The 18,617-nt window shown below is 49.5% G+C and carries 17 protein-coding genes; 9 read left to right on the forward strand and 8 right to left on the reverse strand.

What is annotated here, in order from left to right:
- Position 1: 1 nt before the first annotated feature.
- Together OAN307_RS15100 and OAN307_RS15105 are read right to left on the reverse strand one after the other, a co-directional pair.
- Positions 2 to 1,159, reverse strand: a complete 1,158-nt coding sequence (locus OAN307_RS15100) for a flagellar assembly protein T N-terminal domain-containing protein (protein WP_015500514.1) — start codon at positions 1,157 to 1,159, stop codon at positions 2 to 4.
- A gap of 4 nt (positions 1,160 to 1,163) precedes the next feature.
- Positions 1,164 to 1,679: an LPP20 family lipoprotein gene (locus tag OAN307_RS15105; protein ID WP_015500515.1), complete on the reverse strand. Its 516-nt coding sequence runs from the start codon at positions 1,677 to 1,679 to the stop codon at positions 1,164 to 1,166.
- Between the two features lie 170 nt (positions 1,680 to 1,849).
- On the opposite strand from OAN307_RS15105, the gene flhA reads away from it, so the two are divergent.
- From flhA to OAN307_RS15130, 5 genes are all read left to right on the forward strand, one after another.
- The gene (gene flhA / locus OAN307_RS15110) at positions 1,850 to 3,982 is read left to right on the forward strand and encodes a flagellar biosynthesis protein FlhA (protein ID WP_015500516.1); all 2,133 of its coding nucleotides are present in this window, start codon (positions 1,850 to 1,852) and stop codon (positions 3,980 to 3,982) included.
- Positions 3,983 to 4,040: 58 nt separating this feature from the next.
- Positions 4,041 to 5,363 carry a hypothetical protein gene (locus OAN307_RS15115; protein WP_015500517.1) on the forward strand — a complete coding sequence of 441 codons (1,323 nt, stop codon included), beginning with the start codon at positions 4,041 to 4,043 and terminating at the stop codon, positions 5,361 to 5,363.
- Between the two features lie 29 nt (positions 5,364 to 5,392).
- Positions 5,393 to 5,812, forward strand: a complete 420-nt coding sequence (locus OAN307_RS15120) for a flagellar export chaperone FliS (RefSeq protein WP_015500518.1) — start codon at positions 5,393 to 5,395, stop codon at positions 5,810 to 5,812.
- Positions 5,794 to 6,108, forward strand: a complete 315-nt coding sequence (locus tag OAN307_RS15125; protein ID WP_015500519.1) for a hypothetical protein — start codon at positions 5,794 to 5,796, stop codon at positions 6,106 to 6,108. The genes OAN307_RS15120 and OAN307_RS15125 overlap by 19 nt, the downstream gene beginning before the upstream one ends.
- Positions 6,109 to 6,205: 97 nt before the next feature.
- Positions 6,206 to 6,694 carry a hypothetical protein gene (locus OAN307_RS15130; RefSeq protein ID WP_015500520.1) on the forward strand — a complete coding sequence of 163 codons (489 nt, stop codon included), beginning with the start codon at positions 6,206 to 6,208 and terminating at the stop codon, positions 6,692 to 6,694.
- A gap of 17 nt (positions 6,695 to 6,711) precedes the next feature.
- Here the strand turns inward: OAN307_RS15130 and OAN307_RS15135 are convergent, their stop codons facing one another.
- Positions 6,712 to 7,215, reverse strand: coding sequence for an Lcl C-terminal domain-containing protein (locus OAN307_RS15135; RefSeq protein WP_015500521.1), 504 nt, complete (start codon positions 7,213 to 7,215; stop codon positions 6,712 to 6,714).
- Positions 7,216 to 7,293: 78 nt separating this feature from the next.
- Between OAN307_RS15135 and OAN307_RS15140 the strand changes: the two genes are divergently transcribed.
- The 4 genes from OAN307_RS15140 to istB are packed head-to-tail and all read left to right on the forward strand — an operon-like array spanning position 7,294 to position 10,969.
- Positions 7,294 to 8,055 carry a motility protein A gene (locus OAN307_RS15140; RefSeq protein ID WP_015500522.1) on the forward strand — a complete coding sequence of 254 codons (762 nt, stop codon included), beginning with the start codon at positions 7,294 to 7,296 and terminating at the stop codon, positions 8,053 to 8,055.
- 29 nt (positions 8,056 to 8,084) lie between these two features.
- Positions 8,085 to 9,320 carry a flagellar motor protein MotB gene (locus tag OAN307_RS15145; protein WP_044043847.1) on the forward strand — a complete coding sequence of 412 codons (1,236 nt, stop codon included), beginning with the start codon at positions 8,085 to 8,087 and terminating at the stop codon, positions 9,318 to 9,320.
- A gap of 35 nt (positions 9,321 to 9,355) precedes the next feature.
- Complete coding sequence (locus tag OAN307_RS15150; RefSeq protein ID WP_015500524.1) at positions 9,356 to 10,144, forward strand: Arm DNA-binding domain-containing protein; 789 nt, start codon at positions 9,356 to 9,358, stop codon at positions 10,142 to 10,144.
- A gap of 12 nt (positions 10,145 to 10,156) precedes the next feature.
- Entirely contained in the window at positions 10,157 to 10,969 is an 813-nt protein-coding gene (gene istB, locus OAN307_RS15155; RefSeq protein ID WP_015500525.1) for an IS21-like element helper ATPase IstB, read from the forward strand.
- A 122-nt stretch (positions 10,970 to 11,091) separates the two neighbouring features.
- Here the strand turns inward: istB and OAN307_RS15160 are convergent, their stop codons facing one another.
- Genes OAN307_RS15160 through OAN307_RS15180 form a run of 5 tightly spaced genes read right to left on the reverse strand, consistent with a single transcriptional unit; the run spans position 11,092 to position 18,594 of the window.
- Entirely contained in the window at positions 11,092 to 11,775 is a 684-nt protein-coding gene (locus OAN307_RS15160; RefSeq protein ID WP_015500526.1) for a YcbK family protein, read from the reverse strand.
- Positions 11,776 to 11,811: 36 nt separating this feature from the next.
- Positions 11,812 to 12,615: a flagellar hook-basal body protein gene (locus OAN307_RS15165; protein ID WP_015500527.1), complete on the reverse strand. Its 804-nt coding sequence runs from the start codon at positions 12,613 to 12,615 to the stop codon at positions 11,812 to 11,814.
- A gap of 58 nt (positions 12,616 to 12,673) precedes the next feature.
- A complete protein-coding gene (gene flgL, locus OAN307_RS15170; protein WP_015500528.1) occupies positions 12,674 to 13,936 on the reverse strand; it encodes a flagellar hook-associated protein FlgL in 1,263 nt (420 codons plus the stop codon).
- Between the two features lie 8 nt (positions 13,937 to 13,944).
- Positions 13,945 to 18,255 carry a FlgK family flagellar hook-associated protein gene (locus tag OAN307_RS15175; protein WP_015500529.1) on the reverse strand — a complete coding sequence of 1,437 codons (4,311 nt, stop codon included), beginning with the start codon at positions 18,253 to 18,255 and terminating at the stop codon, positions 13,945 to 13,947.
- Entirely contained in the window at positions 18,256 to 18,594 is a 339-nt protein-coding gene (locus OAN307_RS15180) for a rod-binding protein (RefSeq protein WP_015500530.1), read from the reverse strand. It lies immediately after the preceding gene.
- Between the last annotated feature and the right edge of the window lie 23 nt (positions 18,595 to 18,617).

The raw sequence follows: 18,617 nt of genomic DNA on the forward strand, positions 1-18,617 counted from the left end.
TTTAACCTCCTAATTCGAAACGCACGTTCGCACCCTCGAGGTTGCGGCCTGCGCGGTTGATATTTAGCGGGCTGACGGTTGAACTACTTGCTGTTAGTTCAACAATTCTAAAGACAGTCCAAGGTTGACCATGACCTTCCACAAACGCAAGGCTTTGGTGCGTAAGGCCATCGCGGCTACCAAGATTAATCCTGAATTGCCCTGCACCAGCGGCAACCAGCTCACCTTGCAATGGGGCACAGGCATAATCGTCCAACCAATTAGATAGCTCAGCTGCGGCTTTTAAAGCTACGATTTCAGCCACTTTACTGGCATCTCTACGGGCTAGGACGTTCACTGTGCGCCAAGGCGTGTTGGCTGAGATCGCTACAGTTTGCCTAGTCGATATCTGTCGTGCGCGGTTGGGTGCCGCAGGATCAATAATCTGAGCGCTGAGTGTCACCGTCAGCGTATGTGAATTTAAACTAGGAGCTGTGGCATGCCATGACAAGTGAAGGGCCCGGGCGCTGTCGGGTATATTGGATGTGGTTGATGCAGGTTCGTTAGCTCTGCCGGTTAGGAGGGCTCGATAATCAAAACCATCTGGCACGTTGGAGCGGGCTTGCGGATCTGGAGCGAAAGATATGTCGCTCGTAGAGAGATCAACTCTTGGAGTAGATTCCAAAAGGCGGATCGTAGAGACATGTGCTTGCTCCAAGGCGGCATCCGTCCATAAGGGTGCTCTTTGGCCTGCGTGAATTTGGGGGTGGCCTGCGATCAGTCTGACCGCAGGCCGCATTGCACAACCAATTTCTGGCACGGCACCAACGTAGGCATCAATCTCAACTTCATAGTGATTATTTGAAGGTCCTTGGCGCAGCACTGAATAATCTAAAATTCGCGAACCAGGCCTCACAAGTACGCTCTCTCCTGTCAAAACCCCTCGGTCTGCCATAGAAAAGCCGGACACATCCGCCCCGCCCGCTAGCGCTGCCAGGTAGAGCGCATCCTCCAGAGCACGGCGCTGTGCAAGAGCTGTATCGCCATCAATTAAAGCCGCACGGCCTGTTACACGGACCATATCCGCAAAGCTAGGCCCTTGACCAAGCGCAACTAAAAAAATCACGGCAAGTAAGCATCGCGAAATACCCAAATACTTAAGTATTACCCGCAATATCATCAGATCACTGCCGCGCTGATTGCAAGATATGACCAATCATATCGCGATCTAGCTCCAGAACGACCTCATAGGTATCGCTCCCAACCGGGTTAATACGTAATGTCCGCGCACCACGAATTGTTCCCTGTACCGAGGCGCGCGTAGTGTCATTTTGTAAGATAGCATCGACCACAGTTGTCTGACCACCAAGACTTAGGCCATGAACCTGCTCAGTAAGGTCACGCATGGCATCCAAACGAGCAACTCGGATCGCCATAAGGCGTTTTTGATTAATATTGTGCGCGGGCTGCGCAGAAATCGTTGCGTAACCAGTCCCAGTGATTGTGGGAACGACCTGCCTAGCCACCTGGACCTCCGTTGCATTTAGCGCCGATTCTATAGCTACAACATTTTGTGTTGGGGACACATTGCCACCCAATCCAAGAAAATGGCCTTGGGACAGGTTGCATGCCCCGAGAGTAATAACAAAGGTGAGCGCAATATAAGGCTTAATCAGTTTCAGTATCGCGAAATTACGCATACACCTGCACTCCAATAAAATTTCAACTACATTTTAACTGCATATCCTGTGCCAATTAACAGCTTTTCTCAAATATACTGGAATTTTTAATTCTGGCACAGAAATTGCTTCTTTAAAATGAAGTTAAATTAGTGCTCAGTAGCGCTTAAATTATAGGAGTACTTACTTAAATGAGCGCGTCAGAACCAACGTCGCAACTGGGGGAGTTAGGCAGGAGCCTAACAGGAATGGCCCTGCCTCTTGGTATTGTGATGCTGGTAGCAATGATGGTGCTGCCACTTCCAGTTTTCCTGCTCGACATTTTTTTTACGCTCAACATTTTTATGGCACTACTGATATTGATGGTGGCACTACATACTTATCGACCAGTCGATTTTTCTTCCTTTCCCAGCCTGCTTCTACTGGCCACAGTGTTTCGGCTGGCACTTAACGTGGCTTCTACCCGAATTGTACTTAGTGAGGGACACAATGGAACCAGCGCCGCGGGACAAGTGATCGAGGCCTTTGGTGCGTTCGTCATTGCAGGTAATTTCGTAGTTGGAATTTTTGTCTTCGCAATCCTTGTCATCATTAACTTAGTAGTGATTACCAAAGGTGCGGGCCGCGTTTCCGAGGTTTCTGCTCGCTTTACTCTCGATGCAATGCCCGGCAAACAAATGGCGATCGACGCTGACCTCAATGCTGGCGTACTGACTGCCGAAGAGGCTACAATACGCCGTGAAGACATTGGACGGGAAGCTGATTTTCACGGGGCCATGGATGGTGCATCAAAATTTGTGAAAGGTGATGCCGTTGCCGGCATCCTGATCCTCGCCATTAACGTAATAGGCGGACTTGCCATCGGGATGCTGCAACATGATTTATCTGTTGGCGAAGCGTCAGAACTTTATATCCTATTGTCCATAGGGGACGGCCTTGTGGCGCAAATCCCTTCACTTCTTCTGTCGATCGCAACTGCAATAATCGTGACGCGTGTATCCTCCAGTCAAGACATGGCAGAACATATTAAGGGTGAAGTCAGCATGTCACGCTCCTGGTTCCCAGTGGCAGGAGTTCTCGCTTTAATTAGTGCTGTTCCAGGCATGCCAACTGTTTTGTTCGGTAGTGCAGCGCTCGCCGCCAGCGTTGCGGCCTACTTTTTTCGACAGCAAGAAAAGAGCGCTCCACGACAGGGCGAGGAAGAAGCCAAAGAAGTCGTAACAGACAACAACCATGACATTCTGAAAGTCGTGGATGTGACTGACCTCTCCGCAGTGACGCTCCTGCTTAGTTATCCACTGCTGTCGATGATCGACAACGACGATGGCGGCCCCCTTGCCCGACGCATCATTACCGTACGCAAAGAGGTCTCACAATCGTTGGGCTTCGTACTTCCAAGCATTCGGATACGTGATGATCTTGGACTGGCGGCCAATGAATACCGAATTAAAATAGGTCAAGTAGTCGTGGCCGAAGACAAAATATACCCAGACCTCAAACTTGCCCTGCCCAGTGGGACTTCTCGGGTAAAGATTAAGGGAATCGATGTCAAAGAACCTTCCTTCGGTATCGACGCGGCTTGGATTCCACCAGAGCGTGAGGCCGAGGCCGAGGCTGATGAGTATGTTATAATCGAGCCTGAAACCGTGTTAGCGACACATCTGAGCCAGATCTTGTATAAACACGCGTCAGAATTAATCGGGCAGGACGATGTTCAAGAACTCCTCGACAACCTGTCAAAAGTAATGCCGCAATTGGTACAATCCGTAGTGCCTAAATTGATGCCGCTCCATACTTTGACTGCTGTGCTACGCCAAATTCTTAGGGAACGCATCCCAGTTAGCGACATGCGACGTATTTTAGAAATGATTTCCGAAATGGCTAGCAAAAACATGAGTATCACCGAGACAGCCGAGGCGCTACGCCCCCACCTTATAGGGCTCCTGATCCAACAAACCACTCCACTGAATACACCCCTGCCAGTTGTTACCTTAGTCAGCAGTTTCGAGCACCTTTTGATCAATTCCGCCAAGCAGTCTGAGGGTGATCAATTGCTGCTGGATGGCAAACTGGCCGAACAGATGGTGCAATCGCTTGTCCGCATAAATGAGGAACAAACTGAGGCTGGCAAGAAGCCTTTTCTCGTCGTCTCTCCACAAATTCGGCGCAAGCTGTCCGCCTTCCTACGCCAGCATGTGGCAGATTTCCCCGTGTTGTCCTTCACCGAACTGCCCGACGGACGAAAAGTGGATGTTGTCGCAACCGTCTCTGGCGAAGTTGATGTTGCTGCAACCGGCTCTGGCGAACTAGAATTACAGCCCTGACGATGAAAGTTACAATTCTCTTTGCTATGCGATTCAACTTTAACAAGGACCTCCAGCCATGATCGAATATGTCTTCAGAGCGTCTGATTCCGACACTGCCATGGAAAAAGCGATCCGAGAGTTAGGGGACGATGCAATGATCCTTTCTGTCAAGCGTGTGGGCGATGTCACTGAAGTACGCGCAACCAAAGAAAGCAGCATCAGCAGTCAGCCACTGTGGGAAAATCCCATGTCGCAGTCCCTGCCCTCGGAGGCCATGGATTTGAGCGCTGCAATTCGAAAGGCCCGCACGCGTCGCAATGAGCCGGAGCCAAAGGTTGGATTGGAGTTTGGTGTAGGACCAGACTATGCTTCCAGTCTGGAGACTGACAAGATTTCAAATACAGCACAATTGGAGGGGATGTTTCACGAACGGCGGGCAATGGCGAAAAGCGTTGCAACTTCGAACGCAAATATTCAACCAGAACCAGTGATTGCGCAGTCGGTTCTGCTCCCCGCAGACGATGTTCAACAAATGGTGCCGCCGTCAGAGATAGGGCCCTCAAACTCAGATCACGTACCTACCATGCCAGAGCAGCTTCACAAACATGTACCGCAACCCCAGCTTAATCTTCAGGAGCAAAACTCCGATCTGAAGCGAGAGACGATCTTTGGCTATGGCTTCCCCGAAGATATTGCGCAAATCTGTGCTGTTGCGCCAGGCCTGCATACCCATCTGGCGCAGCGAGATCATGCCTGCGCGCTCCTGGCAGAACGCTTAGTCTCCGATGCCGACACCTCAGTGCTATACGAAGACACGACCCTCTTCGTCTTTGGACCTCCAGGTGCGGGAAAAACGACCGTCGCTGCTCAACTCGCCTTCGAGCGTCTGCAAAACACAGCCTTTCGACCGCGTTTCGTTCAGGTGGCACAAAACGGTTTTGTGACCCATAGTCAGTTGAACGGCTATGCAAATCTTTTGAATTCAGATTTCCGCCGCCTATCGTTGAATGATAAACACGAAATATCGCACATGGATATCGTCGATTGCGACCTGAACGATCACAACGCCATTATAGAAGCCCTAGAGATGGTAACTGCGCAAAGTACACAGGGCCGTGTCACGCCTATTATGGTAATCCCCGGCACCTGGTCTGTAACAGCAATTAAACAATATTCTATAATGTTTAAAGCTCTCTCTCCAGCCGTTATTTTGACACACATGAATATCGGCGGCATTGCCGTTCACGGCCTCTCTGCGCTAGCGGAAGCGAACACGAAGTTGATCGCAGCCAACGACACCAACAAGATTACAGACGGTCTAATCTTAGTGGATACCGCCTCAACCGAACAATTTTTAAAAGAAACATTCACTAGTTCAGCTAAGGCTGAAGAAGATTAATTACGTATATTCTAAAAAAATACCGCAGCATGTCGTTTATACAAAAGCAATATGTGTTGGAAGAAAGGTCGTCAATGTCGTTGTTAAGTCCAAGAGATATCTATCAGCGCCAGCAGAAAAACCCAAGTTTTGATCCTGACGATAGTTATGAGTTGATCAAAGCGACGTTGGAGTATTTATTACGCAGCCTTAGCGTATTGATGGAAAAACCTGAACGCCACAGTGAAACCTTCATGACACACACGGCACGAGTTTTGACTTCCATTTATGTTTTGCAATCAAGCCTTAATTTTGAGAAGAGTGTCAAATTGTCGACAAACCTGTTTCAACTGTACGAATACACGCGCCAGCAGACTTTAAAGCTGATGCGCGGCGATGAAACAGCCCAGATCGATCAAGCCAATGACACTATTTCGGAAATTCTTGATGCATGGCTGCAGATCAAGTGATTCAGTCCTCATCTGACGCGCTTTTCGATGCTTTAGAACAAGCGCAAAACACCTTGGAAATGGCTGTAATCAAAAGTGATTTCAATACAGCAAAATGCGTTAATGCGGAAATGGATCTACACCTCAAAGAACTCTTTGATCTCCCAACAAAGCAAGTTAGTACAAACTTGTACCGCCTGACGCAGATTGCAGATCGTCATAAACAAGCCCAAGCTAGACTCGCACAGAAAATGACAGACATGCAACGCAGACTGCGGCGTAACCAGACTGCAATATCTGTGTATTCTAAGCCATAAATATCGCATTGAGTGGGTTATAATCAGCGAAGCAATGTATATTTACATACCGTCATCTAACAGGGTTTTAGATTAAAAATTATAGGAAACCTATCTTATGTCATATGCGCCAGATTGGATCTTAAATGTGGTCTGCGCAAAAATTGTTGAACGTTTTGTAACAGAAAGCCTTCCCATTGAAGCTTTCGCAAACCGCATGTCGCAAGAACTCATACTCAAATACACCGACTGCCAACCAGAAAAACTGTGCGTAATTACTAAAAACATGCTGTATTTTCTCGCGGAAATCGAAGATGAACACCCACTGTATTATTGTCACAGCTTTGCTTACCGATCTGTGGCCTTTGACAAGACAGGTCGCCATCGCCAGCTTAAGGGTTTCTTCTTTGACCCTTTAGCACCAGCAAAAAAGCTCAACAGCAGTGAGTCTGTCGTGGCTAGCTTCCGCGCCTTCGTGTTTCGTAGTCGCTCTAACACATCCTTGGGTGCTTTTTCCGACTGGCAAGTCAGAGATCACAAAGAGTTGGCCAATCTCGCCGATATTTTAGATCTAAGGGTCACTTTAGAAGATGCAGGCAAAACCTAGTCTGCATAATGTCAGCTCTAACGATCCAAAACAAGACGGACTGCAAAAGTCTGGTTTCCAGTGGCTCGACCGTAGCGGTGCCCGGTATAGAAATTGACGCCCCACCAACGGTCGCGAATTATCCAATTGACATCATTCGTCCAATAAAGGCCCCGGTAGGTGTCAGGAAATACCTCTGTATCAATCATGGGCGGACTAGCTTGGTCAACCACGAGACGTTCCAACTCATCAAGCGTTGGCAGACGCCAGCCGCCTCCAGTATTACTTTGGATTCGGGAAATGATTTCATCAACCGCAGTAAAAGGCATAAGAAGCGGCGTTCCTGAACATTGGTTCTCGTCCCAAACTTGCCCTATGCTACAGCGCATCCAATCAAGATCCCCTATGACATCTATGACAATCGGCCCCTTCGCAATCAAGGTAGTGTCATGTGACTGAGCAGATATTTTGTAAGGACCAAAGACAAAAATTGCCCCCAATAATCCAGCCAACACTATTTCAGTAGTTTTTGAACCAACCAATGCGCTCACTCCTCTATCAACACTTGGCACTGTCCTTGCATGAAGTACATCGAAACCTTTTCAACTGGAGATGTCTTAATGGATATTGCTTCCCTCGTCGGGCTTATTGGAACATTCGCAATGATTGGTGGAGCCATGGTGGTCGGTGGTGGTCTTGCACCATTTTTAGATATTCCGTCGGTTCTTATTGTGATTGGCGGCACCTTCTTTGCTGCCATGTACACCACTCCAATTGGTACTTTTTTTGCTAGCTTTGGTGCTATGGCCAAAGCTTTTATGCCACCTGTTAAGAAAAAGAATGTACTCATTGAGCGCATGGTGGAATTAGCTGGCGTTGCCCGAAAGGACGGCATGATGGCGCTTGAAGGTCAGGAAGTACCAGACAAGTTCTTTGAAAAAGGCATGCAATTGCTTGTCGATGGTGCTGATGAGACCAAACTGGTCCAACAGCTGAAAGCCGAAATAAAATCAATGAAGTCAAGACATGAAATGAATCAAAACGTAATCAAGGCCTGGGTTGACCTCGCACCAGCCATGGGCATGATTGGGACTCTGATCGGGCTAGTGTTGATGCTCGGAAATATGTCTGACCCACAGGCGATTGGCCCAGCTATGGCGGTGGCTCTGCTTACGACAATGTACGGTGCTATCGTAGCCAATGTGATCTTTGCACCAATGCTTTCCAAACTGGAAGGTTACACAGCCTATGAAGTTGTTTACCGCGAAATGATAGTTCTTGGGCTCCGAAGTATTGCTCGAGGTGAGTCACCACGCAATATTCAAGATCAAATGGTGTCGAACCTGCCACCAAAGATGCAGGCTAAAATTGAAGCTGCCTAAAACCTACTCTAGCATTGAAGGCTCGACTTATGGCTGAAGCAGCAGAAATAGAAGAAGAAGAAGAAGAAGAAGAATGTCCAAAGTGCCCCCCAGTAGGGGCGCCTGCATGGATGGCTACCTTTGCTGACCTAGCCACACTATTAATGGCTTTCTTCGTGTTGATCCTGTCCTTTGCAGAAATGAACGTTCCAAAATTCAAGCAAATATCTGGCTCGTTATCTGAAGCCTTCGGTGTACAACGCATAATCCCAGTTGTGGAGCAACCGAAGGGGACAACGGTTTTAGAACTGAACTTTAGTCCCTCACCATCACCCTCCGTGACAAATGAAGCGACACAAGAAACCACTGAAATTCGAGAGCCTGAGTTAAAAATTCCGTCCGATAACCGTGATATGGATGGGAGAGACCAAAATCTTGAAGGTGAGGCCGACCGCGATGGTTTAGGCGGTGAGAATGCCAATAACATAGCCGAAAACGAAACTATGTCCGATGCTGAAAAACTTGCAGCTGCGTTAGAGCAAGTTGGTAGCGCATTGAACATCGAGGCCGAAATCCTCGATGGCAGGGTTGCCATCGACATGAATGCAGAAAACGCTTCACCACAGGAGCTGATTGAGAAATTCCAGCGCGTGGGTCAGGCCGTGGAAATAGCGGGGCTTGCCACCGGAAAAGCCGAGCAAGAAGTATTGTTTGGTGGACTAGATCAAACACTTAATGACTTGATCACTATGGTGTCTGAAATTCAACGCCAAGAGCAAGAAAGTGGTGGTGCCACACTGGACGAAGCCCTGAATCAGATGGCGCGCGCAATTGAAAAGGCGAGAGAGGCCGAAGAACAGCTTAGGGCTAATCTACAATCTGAAATCGAACAGGGTCTTGTAACCGTCGAACAGCGCGATGGAATAGTCTTTGTCAGCCTCGGCGCTGGAGGAGCCTTCCCGTCTGGGTCTGCCGACCTGACGCAGCAAGCAAGTATCATAATTGAAGAACTAGGCGCTGTTACTAGTGATCCTGCAAGCCGTGTGATCGTATCGGGTCACACAGACAATGTTCCGATCTCCTTCGGTGCCCTTTACCGTGATAATTGGGACCTTGCAGCTGCGCGCGCTGCAAGTGTAGTGCAAGCGATAGAAGCAACTAATCCGGTGCAAGGGCGTACAATGTCAGCTGTAAGCTTCGGCCAAACCCAACCCATCGCTGACAACTTCACTGCCGAGGGGCGCGAACAAAACCGTCGGATCGAAATTGAAATCGAATTTGAATAATAAGGGACACAAAGCCCTCTGCCATTCAGTGTAACATGAACGGAAATCAAAGCCTTGACGAAATGTTAAACAAACTGAAATTTGAAGTACGTACACCGGTCAATTCCCAACCGCGCGCACAATTCACAAAGCGGAAGTCCGATCAAGCGGAATGGACCGCCGGAGTGTTCCTAAGGGCGCGATCTAGTGGAGAGCGGGTTTGGCTTCAACGGATCATGATTAATGGCAATCCCCTTGAGATACAGCTCGGCACCTTTCCTTTATTATCACTGACCCAAGCGCGTGAAGCTGCTGAAGAGAACAAGCAGATAATTGCATCAGGTGTTGGTGTTTTCCGCAATAAGCGTCAACAGAATCAACAAGATATACGCGATCGTATCAAAAGATTTTCCTCCAAGACTAATAAACAAGCAGCACCTATTACTCAGGATTTTATAAAAGCGCGAAGCGAACCAAGACCGCTTGAACCCAAAATTGAAACACAAGAACTCATTACAGTAACAGAGGAAGCCAACTCGGCGCTAATCGAAACAGCCCGCGCACTTGGACCAAATATTGACGCAGCACTAACCGTTATTCTGGATTCTGTGCCTGATGGAGAAAATTTCAACTATGTGCCTGAAGACATGCTAACCCTCAGCGGTGCCTGCGGACCGGAAGTACTAGACTGGGCCTGCAAAGTCGCCCTCGATAAGGGTGATTGCACATTTTGTTCCATTGTTACGTTCCTTGACGAAAAAGCAGACACGCCCACGCAAGACCCTGAATCCACCTCATCCACTAATGTCCACGGCAACATCCGTGGGGCAGGACATTTTCACTGAAAGGACGCCAAGATGGCAACGAACATGACTCATCAAGCACTTCAGACGCTGAAACTCAACGGCATGGCAGACGTCTATGCAGAGCTTGTCGCACAAGGTGGCCGGGCATCACAAGATCCAAGCGAGTGGATTAACTATATGGTTGCACGCGAACAATCGATCCGTGACGCAAATCGCCTGAAAAGCCGTCTACGTACCGCCAAACTGCGAGACACAAACGCGACCATGGATACAGTTGATTTCAATGTTGACCGAACATTGGACCGCCCAGCATTTGAAGCACTTCGAAACGGTGCGTGGATTGATGCGCACCACACAGTTTTGATGTCGGGACCTTGTGGTGTCGGCAAATCATACCTTGCCTGTGCGCTAGGGCACGAAGCCTGTAAACTGGACAAAAGTGTTCTCTTCTTTCGGATGCCACAGCTCTTTTCCGATTTGGCATTGGCAAAAGAAACAGGGATATATGACCGTTTGTGCACCAAAATCTTGCGTGCTGATGTGCTGATTTTAGATGACTGGGGACCAGATTTGATGACTGCCACACAGCGTCGTGATCTAATGGAGATTGTGGACGCAAGATATGAACGTAAATCTACCATCATAACCAGCCAACTGCCTGTGGAAAAGTGGTACAACATTATTGGCGATCCAACACTGGCCGACGCCATTCTTGATCGGCTCGTCCATCAAGCCTATCGCTTTGATTTAAACGGCCCGTCTATGCGCAAAACGTCCGGCAAAGAAGAAATAGAGCCTACTAAAATACGAAAACCCAGTTTTGCGAGCTTACTCAGCAAGCCTGCCTATCCAGCGGACGGGTAGCGCCAGTTTAAGGTGAATGTTAAGGTGATCCGTTTAGGCTCCCAAGCCGTGGCGGACCACCTGCACACTGAGGAGCTCTATGCAAGAGGCTGCAATCTTGATGATGGTCTAATCGCTCCTGTTTAAGCAGCCCACCGACGGGCAGAACCGCTATCTATATGAACAAAGGTACTATAAGTACCCACCCCCCCGCCGCAAAATTCTTGAGCCTTGATACTAAGTTCACGAATGTTAATACCAGGAAGTGAAAAATCAATCGCTTTTCCCACCATATGAAGTGAATTACGTGCAACCCCATAGCCTCTTTGCCGAAGCAGTTCGTTTGTCTCTCGCGTCCGGTAACCAGATGTAATTCTTATGTCTCTGACTTTACCTGGTGTCGCGAAGGAGCCACTAATTTTAATTAGGTCGTCCAAAACTTTTTGGTCTATCGGTAAGACTTCATCCTTACGCCAATCACGTAGGAAATGGTTCAACCTATGACCTACGGCCTGCCCCATGCGCAGCGAACCAGGCAAATCTATTACAAGACGTTCATCTGTATTCGCATTTTGCAGACGCAATTTCATCGGATGAGAACCGACAGAAATACCGCTGAATTGAAGTTCTTCAGAGGCGACAGAAGCCTCCTGAGTGTAGAGGTTTAACATCCTGCGCTCATCTCTAGTACCGGTAATGCGTCCACCCCCATTGAACAAACCGACACCTCTATCAAGATCAATTAGAGGCGCAGCGCTTACAGCGGCAGGCGCGCATAATAGACCAGCCACAAAAGAACGACGTAAAAGACTAATATCATCACTCATTCTGGAGCCCTTACTTAAATAACATCCTCGTACAGCCTAGCGGGTTAGTTTTTCAATCATGTCAGAGTACGCCTGCAATATTCTGGAGGAGCCCGAAAACTGCTGTTGCGCTTGGATCATGCTTGTCAGCTCCGTAGTCAAGTTTACATTCGACGATTCCAGCGCACCAGTCTGGACCTTGCCAAACCCATCTTGCCCACTAACGCCCAACATAAGCCCCCCCGCCTCTTCTGTAGCCTGAAAGCGACCCATTCCAAGTTGGCGAAGCGCTGTAACGTTTGGAAACGCCCCAATCGCAATTTGCCCCAGAATTACAGGTTCTTCCGAGCCATAGGTGCCTCTCATCACGCCGGACGCATTAATTTCTAAAGCAGTCAGTGTAGAACCATTCACGCTTTGGAACGGCACCTCCAACTGACCAAGCTCCGTGCCACCGAGGCCATCATAGCCCAGTACAAAATCATTGGTAGAAGTCCTTAGCACGCCGTTCTTATCCAATGCGAACTCACCGTCTCGGGTAAAGGTAAGCAACTGAGATGGCTGGGCGTCACCAGCAGAAGCGGCAGAAACAAACATACCGTTACCAATCAACGCTAAGTTCAGTACACCATCCCTTTCCATCAGGCTACCTTGCTCCCCGCTTTGACGGGTTGTCTCAACGACGCTGCCAACACCCAGAGACAGACGCGAAGCACTTTCTGCAGACGCTGCAGTATAAAGGTCAGAAAAGTTCGCAGTACTTTTGCGGAATGCAGTCGTACCAGCATTAGCAACATTATTCGAGACTACGGATATCTCAAACATTGAGGTAGCCATCCCAGACTTAATTGTACCAAACATCAAAACTCTCCTCAGCATTCATTCTAAGTTTATGTTGCAGAAATCGTGCCAAGGAAAATTATTTTAAGAAATCAAAGAGGCTACCCTGCGAAATACGCGAATAGGCCTGCCTTGCAGCGTCGCGCATGACCAGAAGCGTTTGAAGTTCTGTTATGACCTTTTCTAAGTCCACAGACCCCAATTCGTTCACATCAGATTCCAACGCCACGGACCGAGTCTGAATCGAAGCCTCTTGATCGTTCGCACGCTGCAACCGAGCACCAACAATCGTACGGGAGATCGCAACATCCTGACCGGCCTTCGTGATCTTTTCCAACTGCGCACTCAGCAACTGGACTCTTGGCACCATCGTCTGGTTTGGATCGTCATTGGTTGTGATCGTAAATTGAGGCATTCGAGATGCAAGAGTAACCCCTCCAATATCAAGATTTGATAATGTAATACTTCCCTCCGAAGCGGTAAGCTCCAACCGCCCATCCACGCTGGCCGCGGCAACCCCAGTTTCGTCCGAACGCTCGTTGATCGCCTCGAGAAGCCGATCATTAGATCCCCCCACGACTTCCAAAGCAGTAATAAACACAGAACCATCCGGCCCTTCCAGTGTTAAGGACCAGTCACGTGGGGTTCGGTCTCCGTTAAAGCTAAGCGAAAGGCCGACATCCGCGCTACCGGACAGGGTGCCATGAACGGAGTCATCGGTAGCCAACGCAGCTTCGAAGCTATCTACAATATTGAAAACGCTCTCTATACCGTCATCGGTTTGAACATTCATAAAAGTACTGCCCCCATTGACTGAAGTGGGCAAGCGCATTGTCTCTGACACGGCCAAGGTGTGTTCACCACCATCGCCACGATACTGCATGCGGCCGTTTGCATCCTCGGAGAACGGCACTATGTCGGTCGCATACCCACCAAAAAGCGCCTGACCGTTGCTCGTTTGGGTGTTGGCTAACCCAACCAGCGCCTCTCGAAGCTGAGAAACTTCAACCCGGAACGCCTCCATATCCGTCGTGCTGAAGGTATCGCTATTAGCAGCCACGGCCCGTTCACGCAACTGAGCAAGGATGTCATCAACACTCGTCAGTACCGTATCTCCCATAGACAGGCGTGATTGCGCAGTGCCCACGTTCTTTCCAAACCCCTCAAGCTGGGTCAAGCCCTCCTCAAGCGCAGAAAGTTTTATAGCCTCAAAAGGCTTCTCTGCAGCTTCGGTTATTTCCCGCCCAGTAGAGATTTTGATCTGGCGAAGCTGAATTTCCTCGCTTATTTGAGAAAACCGCGACACCATTTGATCAGATAATAATTTAGTGGATATGGACATAGTCTACCTCATGTTATCCGAATTAGTGTGTCAAACATTTCACGTGCAGTTTGCAAGATACGCGCTGCAGCTTGAAAAGCCTGCTGTTGAGACATGAGTTTGGCAGCCTCTTCATCAAGGCTCACACCACTCAACTCGCCCTCAGAGGCGACGGCAGCATCCCGTACAGCCTCGTTTGAACTTAGCGTCATGCGCGCCGCCTCTAAAGTCGCACCAGCACCTGCGGCGATGGTTCGGAAGTCATCCTGGAAGCTGCGACGATCGGAGCCCTGCTGACCAAACGCAAGCAACATATCCATGTTTCGCGAATCGCCAGCTGACCGTTGACCCGTGATAAACTCAAAACTGTCCCCACTCTCAGCAAAACCCGAGAGTTCGACCATTTGGTCTGACACATTGAAACGAGCGAAACCACTCGACATCCGCGTTGCAATAGAAGCCCCACTGGCGTTGTCAAACAACTCCACCCGGCCAGAATTGTCGTCCATCATTTGAACACGAAACGATTCAGGCTCGCGATCCTCTGCAGACACAGGTACCCCAATCTCATACTGGGCGCTCAAACGCTTCGCACCTTCCAACCCCATCATCACGAGAAGCTCCTCATCAGGAATATCGGTCAAATGCAGGTAAGATCCAGCAGCACTCGTACCACCAGACTTTATATCCACTGCGCTCCCATTGGTACTGCGCGCAAAAAGCTGGCCGTTTTCAACACTCAATTCAGCGGCCGCCAGTTTAAATCCTAGGTTTGTCGCTACGCTAGACGGGGTAATTACCATCGCATCGGCTCCAGCCTGCTGTGATGTCAAGGTAATGATAGAAAGGCCCGTCGAGGCGTCGAAATCGATCTCAGCCGAGAGAGCAGCGCTATCACTGACTGACGTGAGAGAAATACCAGAACTGTCGATGTCGAAGGTGACCGTCTCCGCACCTCCCTTAACAGTGATATCCATCGTATAACTGCCAGCGGTCATGCTAGCGGCATCGAAAGCACGACCTTGTACGCTTAAGCTCGCCTGACTGTTCGACAGACCAAAAACGGACGCCGCTGTGTCTATGACAGGGCGTGGACCAGTTCCCGCTAACTGGCCATCAGCCACAACGAGCGACAAGGAATACCCCTCATCCGTATCATTTACGCGAGCCCGAATTCGTCCAATTTCTGGACCTGTAATCTCAAAATCTAGTGCAGTCAGGCTATCTGCATTCCCATCATCCACACGAGTGAGGGTATATTCCGCGCCTCCAAGTTCGAATAGAGCGGACGCTCCAATCTCAGGAATGGCATCTAGACTGAAGCCAACACCTTCCAGCATCGGTACAGGAGACTGTGCGCGCATTTGCAGTGCTGTTGCTTCAGCGATGCTGGCGCCATTCATCACCCCCACACCCACATTGCTCGAAGAAACCATAGCATTGAAAGATGTGTCATCCGCCATGGTCAACCGCGTTTCAAACAAAGAGGACGGCGCTTGCACTCGGGTCCCGTCCACACTTTGGGAAACACCGTCGATCCGGTTATCAAAGCCAAAGCTCAAGGCTGCCTGCGTACCACCATTGGTAAATGTGCGCTCCACCAAGCCGCCTATCATAGGATCTGCAGCAGAATTTAGAGCCACATTGGTCTGTCCCACAGCGCTTGTCGTCAGCGAGAAACTTGACCCACTGTGGAAAGACAAGGTCCCACTAAAGCGCAGGTCGTCCCCGAATGACAGGAAAGTTTCAGGGCTGTCAGAATTGTCCAGAGGCAGTGGATTGAAATCTTGATCCAGCGCACCAACTGTCAGCGCGATCTCAGAGGTAATATCCTGGATCACAACATCGAAACCGTCCGCTTGAAGCAGGGTAATATCACTTGAAGACAACGATAACTCTGCGGTGACACCCGTATCGCCTGACCGCCGATTAATAGATTCGACTAATTCCGACAAATTCCCATTATTGACCTGCGCTGAAACTGTCACTGGTGTTTGGTTTGTGCTGGTCAAATTGAACTGCACCTGTCCACTCGCGGCTCCTGCAAGAGATATACGCACCGCAGTTTGAGCCATTGTGCTGACACCAACGGCGGCAAAAGCCTTATTTGCCCGCTCAGAAACATAGGCTGCATCAACCCCAGGCGGGATCGATAGGGAGCCTGTCGCGCCAGTCTCCATCTCTAAAGTGATAGTTTGCTCTTGTGTGGCATTGCCAGTGGGATTGGTCGAGATGGTGTTAAGATTGCTACCGCGAAGCCCCGTCAAAGAGCTCATCGTCGATTGCAGACCACTCTCCATCGGATCTGAATTAGAGATACGCTGAATTATCGATAGACCTCGATAGCTGGCATTATTGTCAACCGTGTTGTGATCTGACCGATACTCTGCGCTTTCTGAAAATCCGTTTTCTACGGTTAGAAACTTCGCCACTTCCGTTGCATGCAGAGGAGAACCCGCGATCTGGCGCCCCTCACGAGTGAAAATACGTATATCAGAAGCTTCCTCGCCGAGAGACAAGTCAGTCCCCAGAACGCCGCCGGAAGACGACGTGGCACTGAGTGCAGTAAAAGCTTGCGATCCATCGGAGGCCAAGGCCAGCCCAGATTCAGAACCGGATACCGTAATCCCAAGATCTTTCAGCATGACATTGGAGGTCGCGTCGCCAGACCGTAAGACTCCCATAGAAAGATAATGCGCTATTTCAGACCCTGTCTCCCAAGCGTCAATCCCGACAGAATTTGGATTCAGCGTAAAACTATACTCCACACCATCCACGGTAGCCGAAATCGACCTGATGTTCGCATCTAACTCCGCCGAAACTGAGGCAGTTGTTTGAGTGGCAAGGCTTGCCAAAGTTATCTCATTTGTACCGCGTGGAATGCTAGCAACGACACCACCACGCAGAAATTCCTGTGCCGCCACAGGAGATAAATTGTTAGACAATATATTCGCCAGTGACGGCACGCCTGATTCAGGTGCCGTATCCTGCGATGTAGTTAAAACGGCAGAACCACTGTTAGTCGTTGCAGGATAGACCACTGTCCTCGAGGCTGCTGCCAACTCCTCCCCGCGGGTCAAAAGGAACGACATACGTGAGGCTTCCCCCGCCATTAAGGCGAAAGAGATTACATCGCCATCTTCTGGCGTACCCGTCACATCAATTACCGCCCCATCAAGCTCGATCCGCCCGCGTCCAGTACCAAGAGTTTCTCCAGTTTCATTGGACAATTGCCATTGTCCCCGCTTCGCATCGTAAGTCATCTGCATATCACTCAGCCGATCAGCTCGCCCAGGCACAAGGTAGATGGATGCCTCCGCATCGCCCTGATTGACGGTACGCGCGCTGACCTCAAAGTCCACCACGGAAAACAGCTCTCGCCCAAGCTGGCCGTCAAGGTCAATCCCCTGCGAATGCTGTGCATTCATCTTCTGAGTAAAATCGCGTGCTAGTGCATCCAGCTCCATCACAGCGCGCTGTGTCGTGCCATGAGCATCAACCAATCCACGCAAACTACCAGCCTCAAGCTGAGAAACAATCTGGCCAGAGCCGATCCGGAGCATAATGCTACCTTGTTCGCTCGCCACAACAGTGAGATTCTTGGCGTCCTCACCTGACAAGATAATAGGCCCTGCAGTGGAACCACCCAATCGCACCTCGGCGTCGAAACGCCCGCCGATGCTGACGTTCAACGGGATCACCTCAGACAAGTTGTCTAGAATACGATCTCGTTCATCCATCAGACTATTAGGAGGGTTAGCACCAATATTTGACGCCCGTAGTTGGCCATTCAGGACTGATAGTGCCTCAAGGTTCCGGTTTACCTCAACCAGCCTGATCTCAATCTCCTCCACAGTTCCCTCTGCCAACCCACCCAACAAGTTTGCTGTATTGTTGAACGCATTTGCCACTGTATGACCCATCTCTACCGCTGCCGAACGAGGCGCATTATCCCCAGGTTCAGCGGATACTTGGCGGAGTTGCTCGAAGAACGCAGTCATTACTGCGCCTAAATCACCATCGTTTGGCAGAATTGCATTTTCTAGGGACTCCAGCTTACCAACGAAGGCATCTGACGCCTCAAACCGACCAACAGAAACGCGCTTTGTATCTGTTAGGAATGCGTCGTACGCTCGGTTCACCACACCCAACTTAACCCCAAGACCAACTTGAGACGTCATCGAGTTTAACTCGCTTTGGACGCCAAATACCTCGGTCAGATTAGCATCCCTGCGTCGGTAACCTTCCGTGTTTGCATTTACGATATTCTGACCCGTAACGTTCAGCGCCTGACGCTGAGCGTTGATAGCACTCCGACCAATTTCGAATAAACTAGCCATTTACTCTATGTCTCCGTTTAATACTCTATTCTCGAACTGGCGCACGAGTGCATCAGCAATCCCAAGAGATTCACGCTGCGCCAGAGCGTCTGCATATTCAGTATCCAGCATTTGATTAAACGTCTTCTGACCTTCACTGTTTAGCAAAGGATCAGACAATTGTGCCGACCGAGCGCTGGACAGAATAGTTTTTACGAACAAAGCCTCAAACTGCTCTGCGACTTCCACTAACTGCTCTCGTGTCTCAAGCGTTTCGTTACGGTCCAAAGGCATGGATTTTTCGCCATGGGCAGCCGCTCCGACAGAAAAATTTAAAGCAGTGGAACTAATTGTATTCATATAAATAACCTCGGATACAGGGT

The organism is Octadecabacter antarcticus 307, from assembly GCF_000155675.2.
Lineage (GTDB): Bacteria > Pseudomonadota > Alphaproteobacteria > Rhodobacterales > Rhodobacteraceae > Octadecabacter > Octadecabacter antarcticus.

What these genes read in the sequence shown, in the direction of transcription:
- flgL (WP_015500528.1), bottom strand. Translation starts at nt 13,936, where the DNA reads ATGTCCATATCCACTAAATTATTATCTGATCAAATGGTGTCGCGGTTT.
- OAN307_RS15150 (WP_015500524.1), top strand. Translation starts at nt 9,356, where the DNA reads ATGAACGGAAATCAAAGCCTTGACGAAATGTTAAACAAACTGAAATTT.
- OAN307_RS15175 (WP_015500529.1), bottom strand. Translation starts at nt 18,255, where the DNA reads ATGGCTAGTTTATTCGAAATTGGTCGGAGTGCTATCAACGCTCAGCGT.
- OAN307_RS15100 (WP_015500514.1), bottom strand. Translation starts at nt 1,159, where the DNA reads ATGATATTGCGGGTAATACTTAAGTATTTGGGTATTTCGCGATGCTTA.
- OAN307_RS15180 (WP_015500530.1), bottom strand. Translation starts at nt 18,594, where the DNA reads ATGAATACAATTAGTTCCACTGCTTTAAATTTTTCTGTCGGAGCGGCT.
- flhA (WP_015500516.1), top strand. Translation starts at nt 1,850, where the DNA reads ATGAGCGCGTCAGAACCAACGTCGCAACTGGGGGAGTTAGGCAGGAGC.
- OAN307_RS15130 (WP_015500520.1), top strand. Translation starts at nt 6,206, where the DNA reads ATGTCATATGCGCCAGATTGGATCTTAAATGTGGTCTGCGCAAAAATT.
- OAN307_RS15165 (WP_015500527.1), bottom strand. Translation starts at nt 12,615, where the DNA reads ATGTTTGGTACAATTAAGTCTGGGATGGCTACCTCAATGTTTGAGATA.
- OAN307_RS15145 (WP_044043847.1), top strand. Translation starts at nt 8,085, where the DNA reads ATGGCTGAAGCAGCAGAAATAGAAGAAGAAGAAGAAGAAGAAGAATGT.
- OAN307_RS15160 (WP_015500526.1), bottom strand. Translation starts at nt 11,775, where the DNA reads ATGAGTGATGATATTAGTCTTTTACGTCGTTCTTTTGTGGCTGGTCTA.
- OAN307_RS15140 (WP_015500522.1), top strand. Translation starts at nt 7,294, where the DNA reads ATGGATATTGCTTCCCTCGTCGGGCTTATTGGAACATTCGCAATGATT.
- OAN307_RS15125 (WP_015500519.1), top strand. Translation starts at nt 5,794, where the DNA reads ATGGCTGCAGATCAAGTGATTCAGTCCTCATCTGACGCGCTTTTCGAT.
- OAN307_RS15115 (WP_015500517.1), top strand. Translation starts at nt 4,041, where the DNA reads ATGATCGAATATGTCTTCAGAGCGTCTGATTCCGACACTGCCATGGAA.
- OAN307_RS15120 (WP_015500518.1), top strand. Translation starts at nt 5,393, where the DNA reads ATGTCGTTTATACAAAAGCAATATGTGTTGGAAGAAAGGTCGTCAATG.
- OAN307_RS15105 (WP_015500515.1), bottom strand. Translation starts at nt 1,679, where the DNA reads ATGCGTAATTTCGCGATACTGAAACTGATTAAGCCTTATATTGCGCTC.
- istB (WP_015500525.1), top strand. Translation starts at nt 10,157, where the DNA reads ATGGCAACGAACATGACTCATCAAGCACTTCAGACGCTGAAACTCAAC.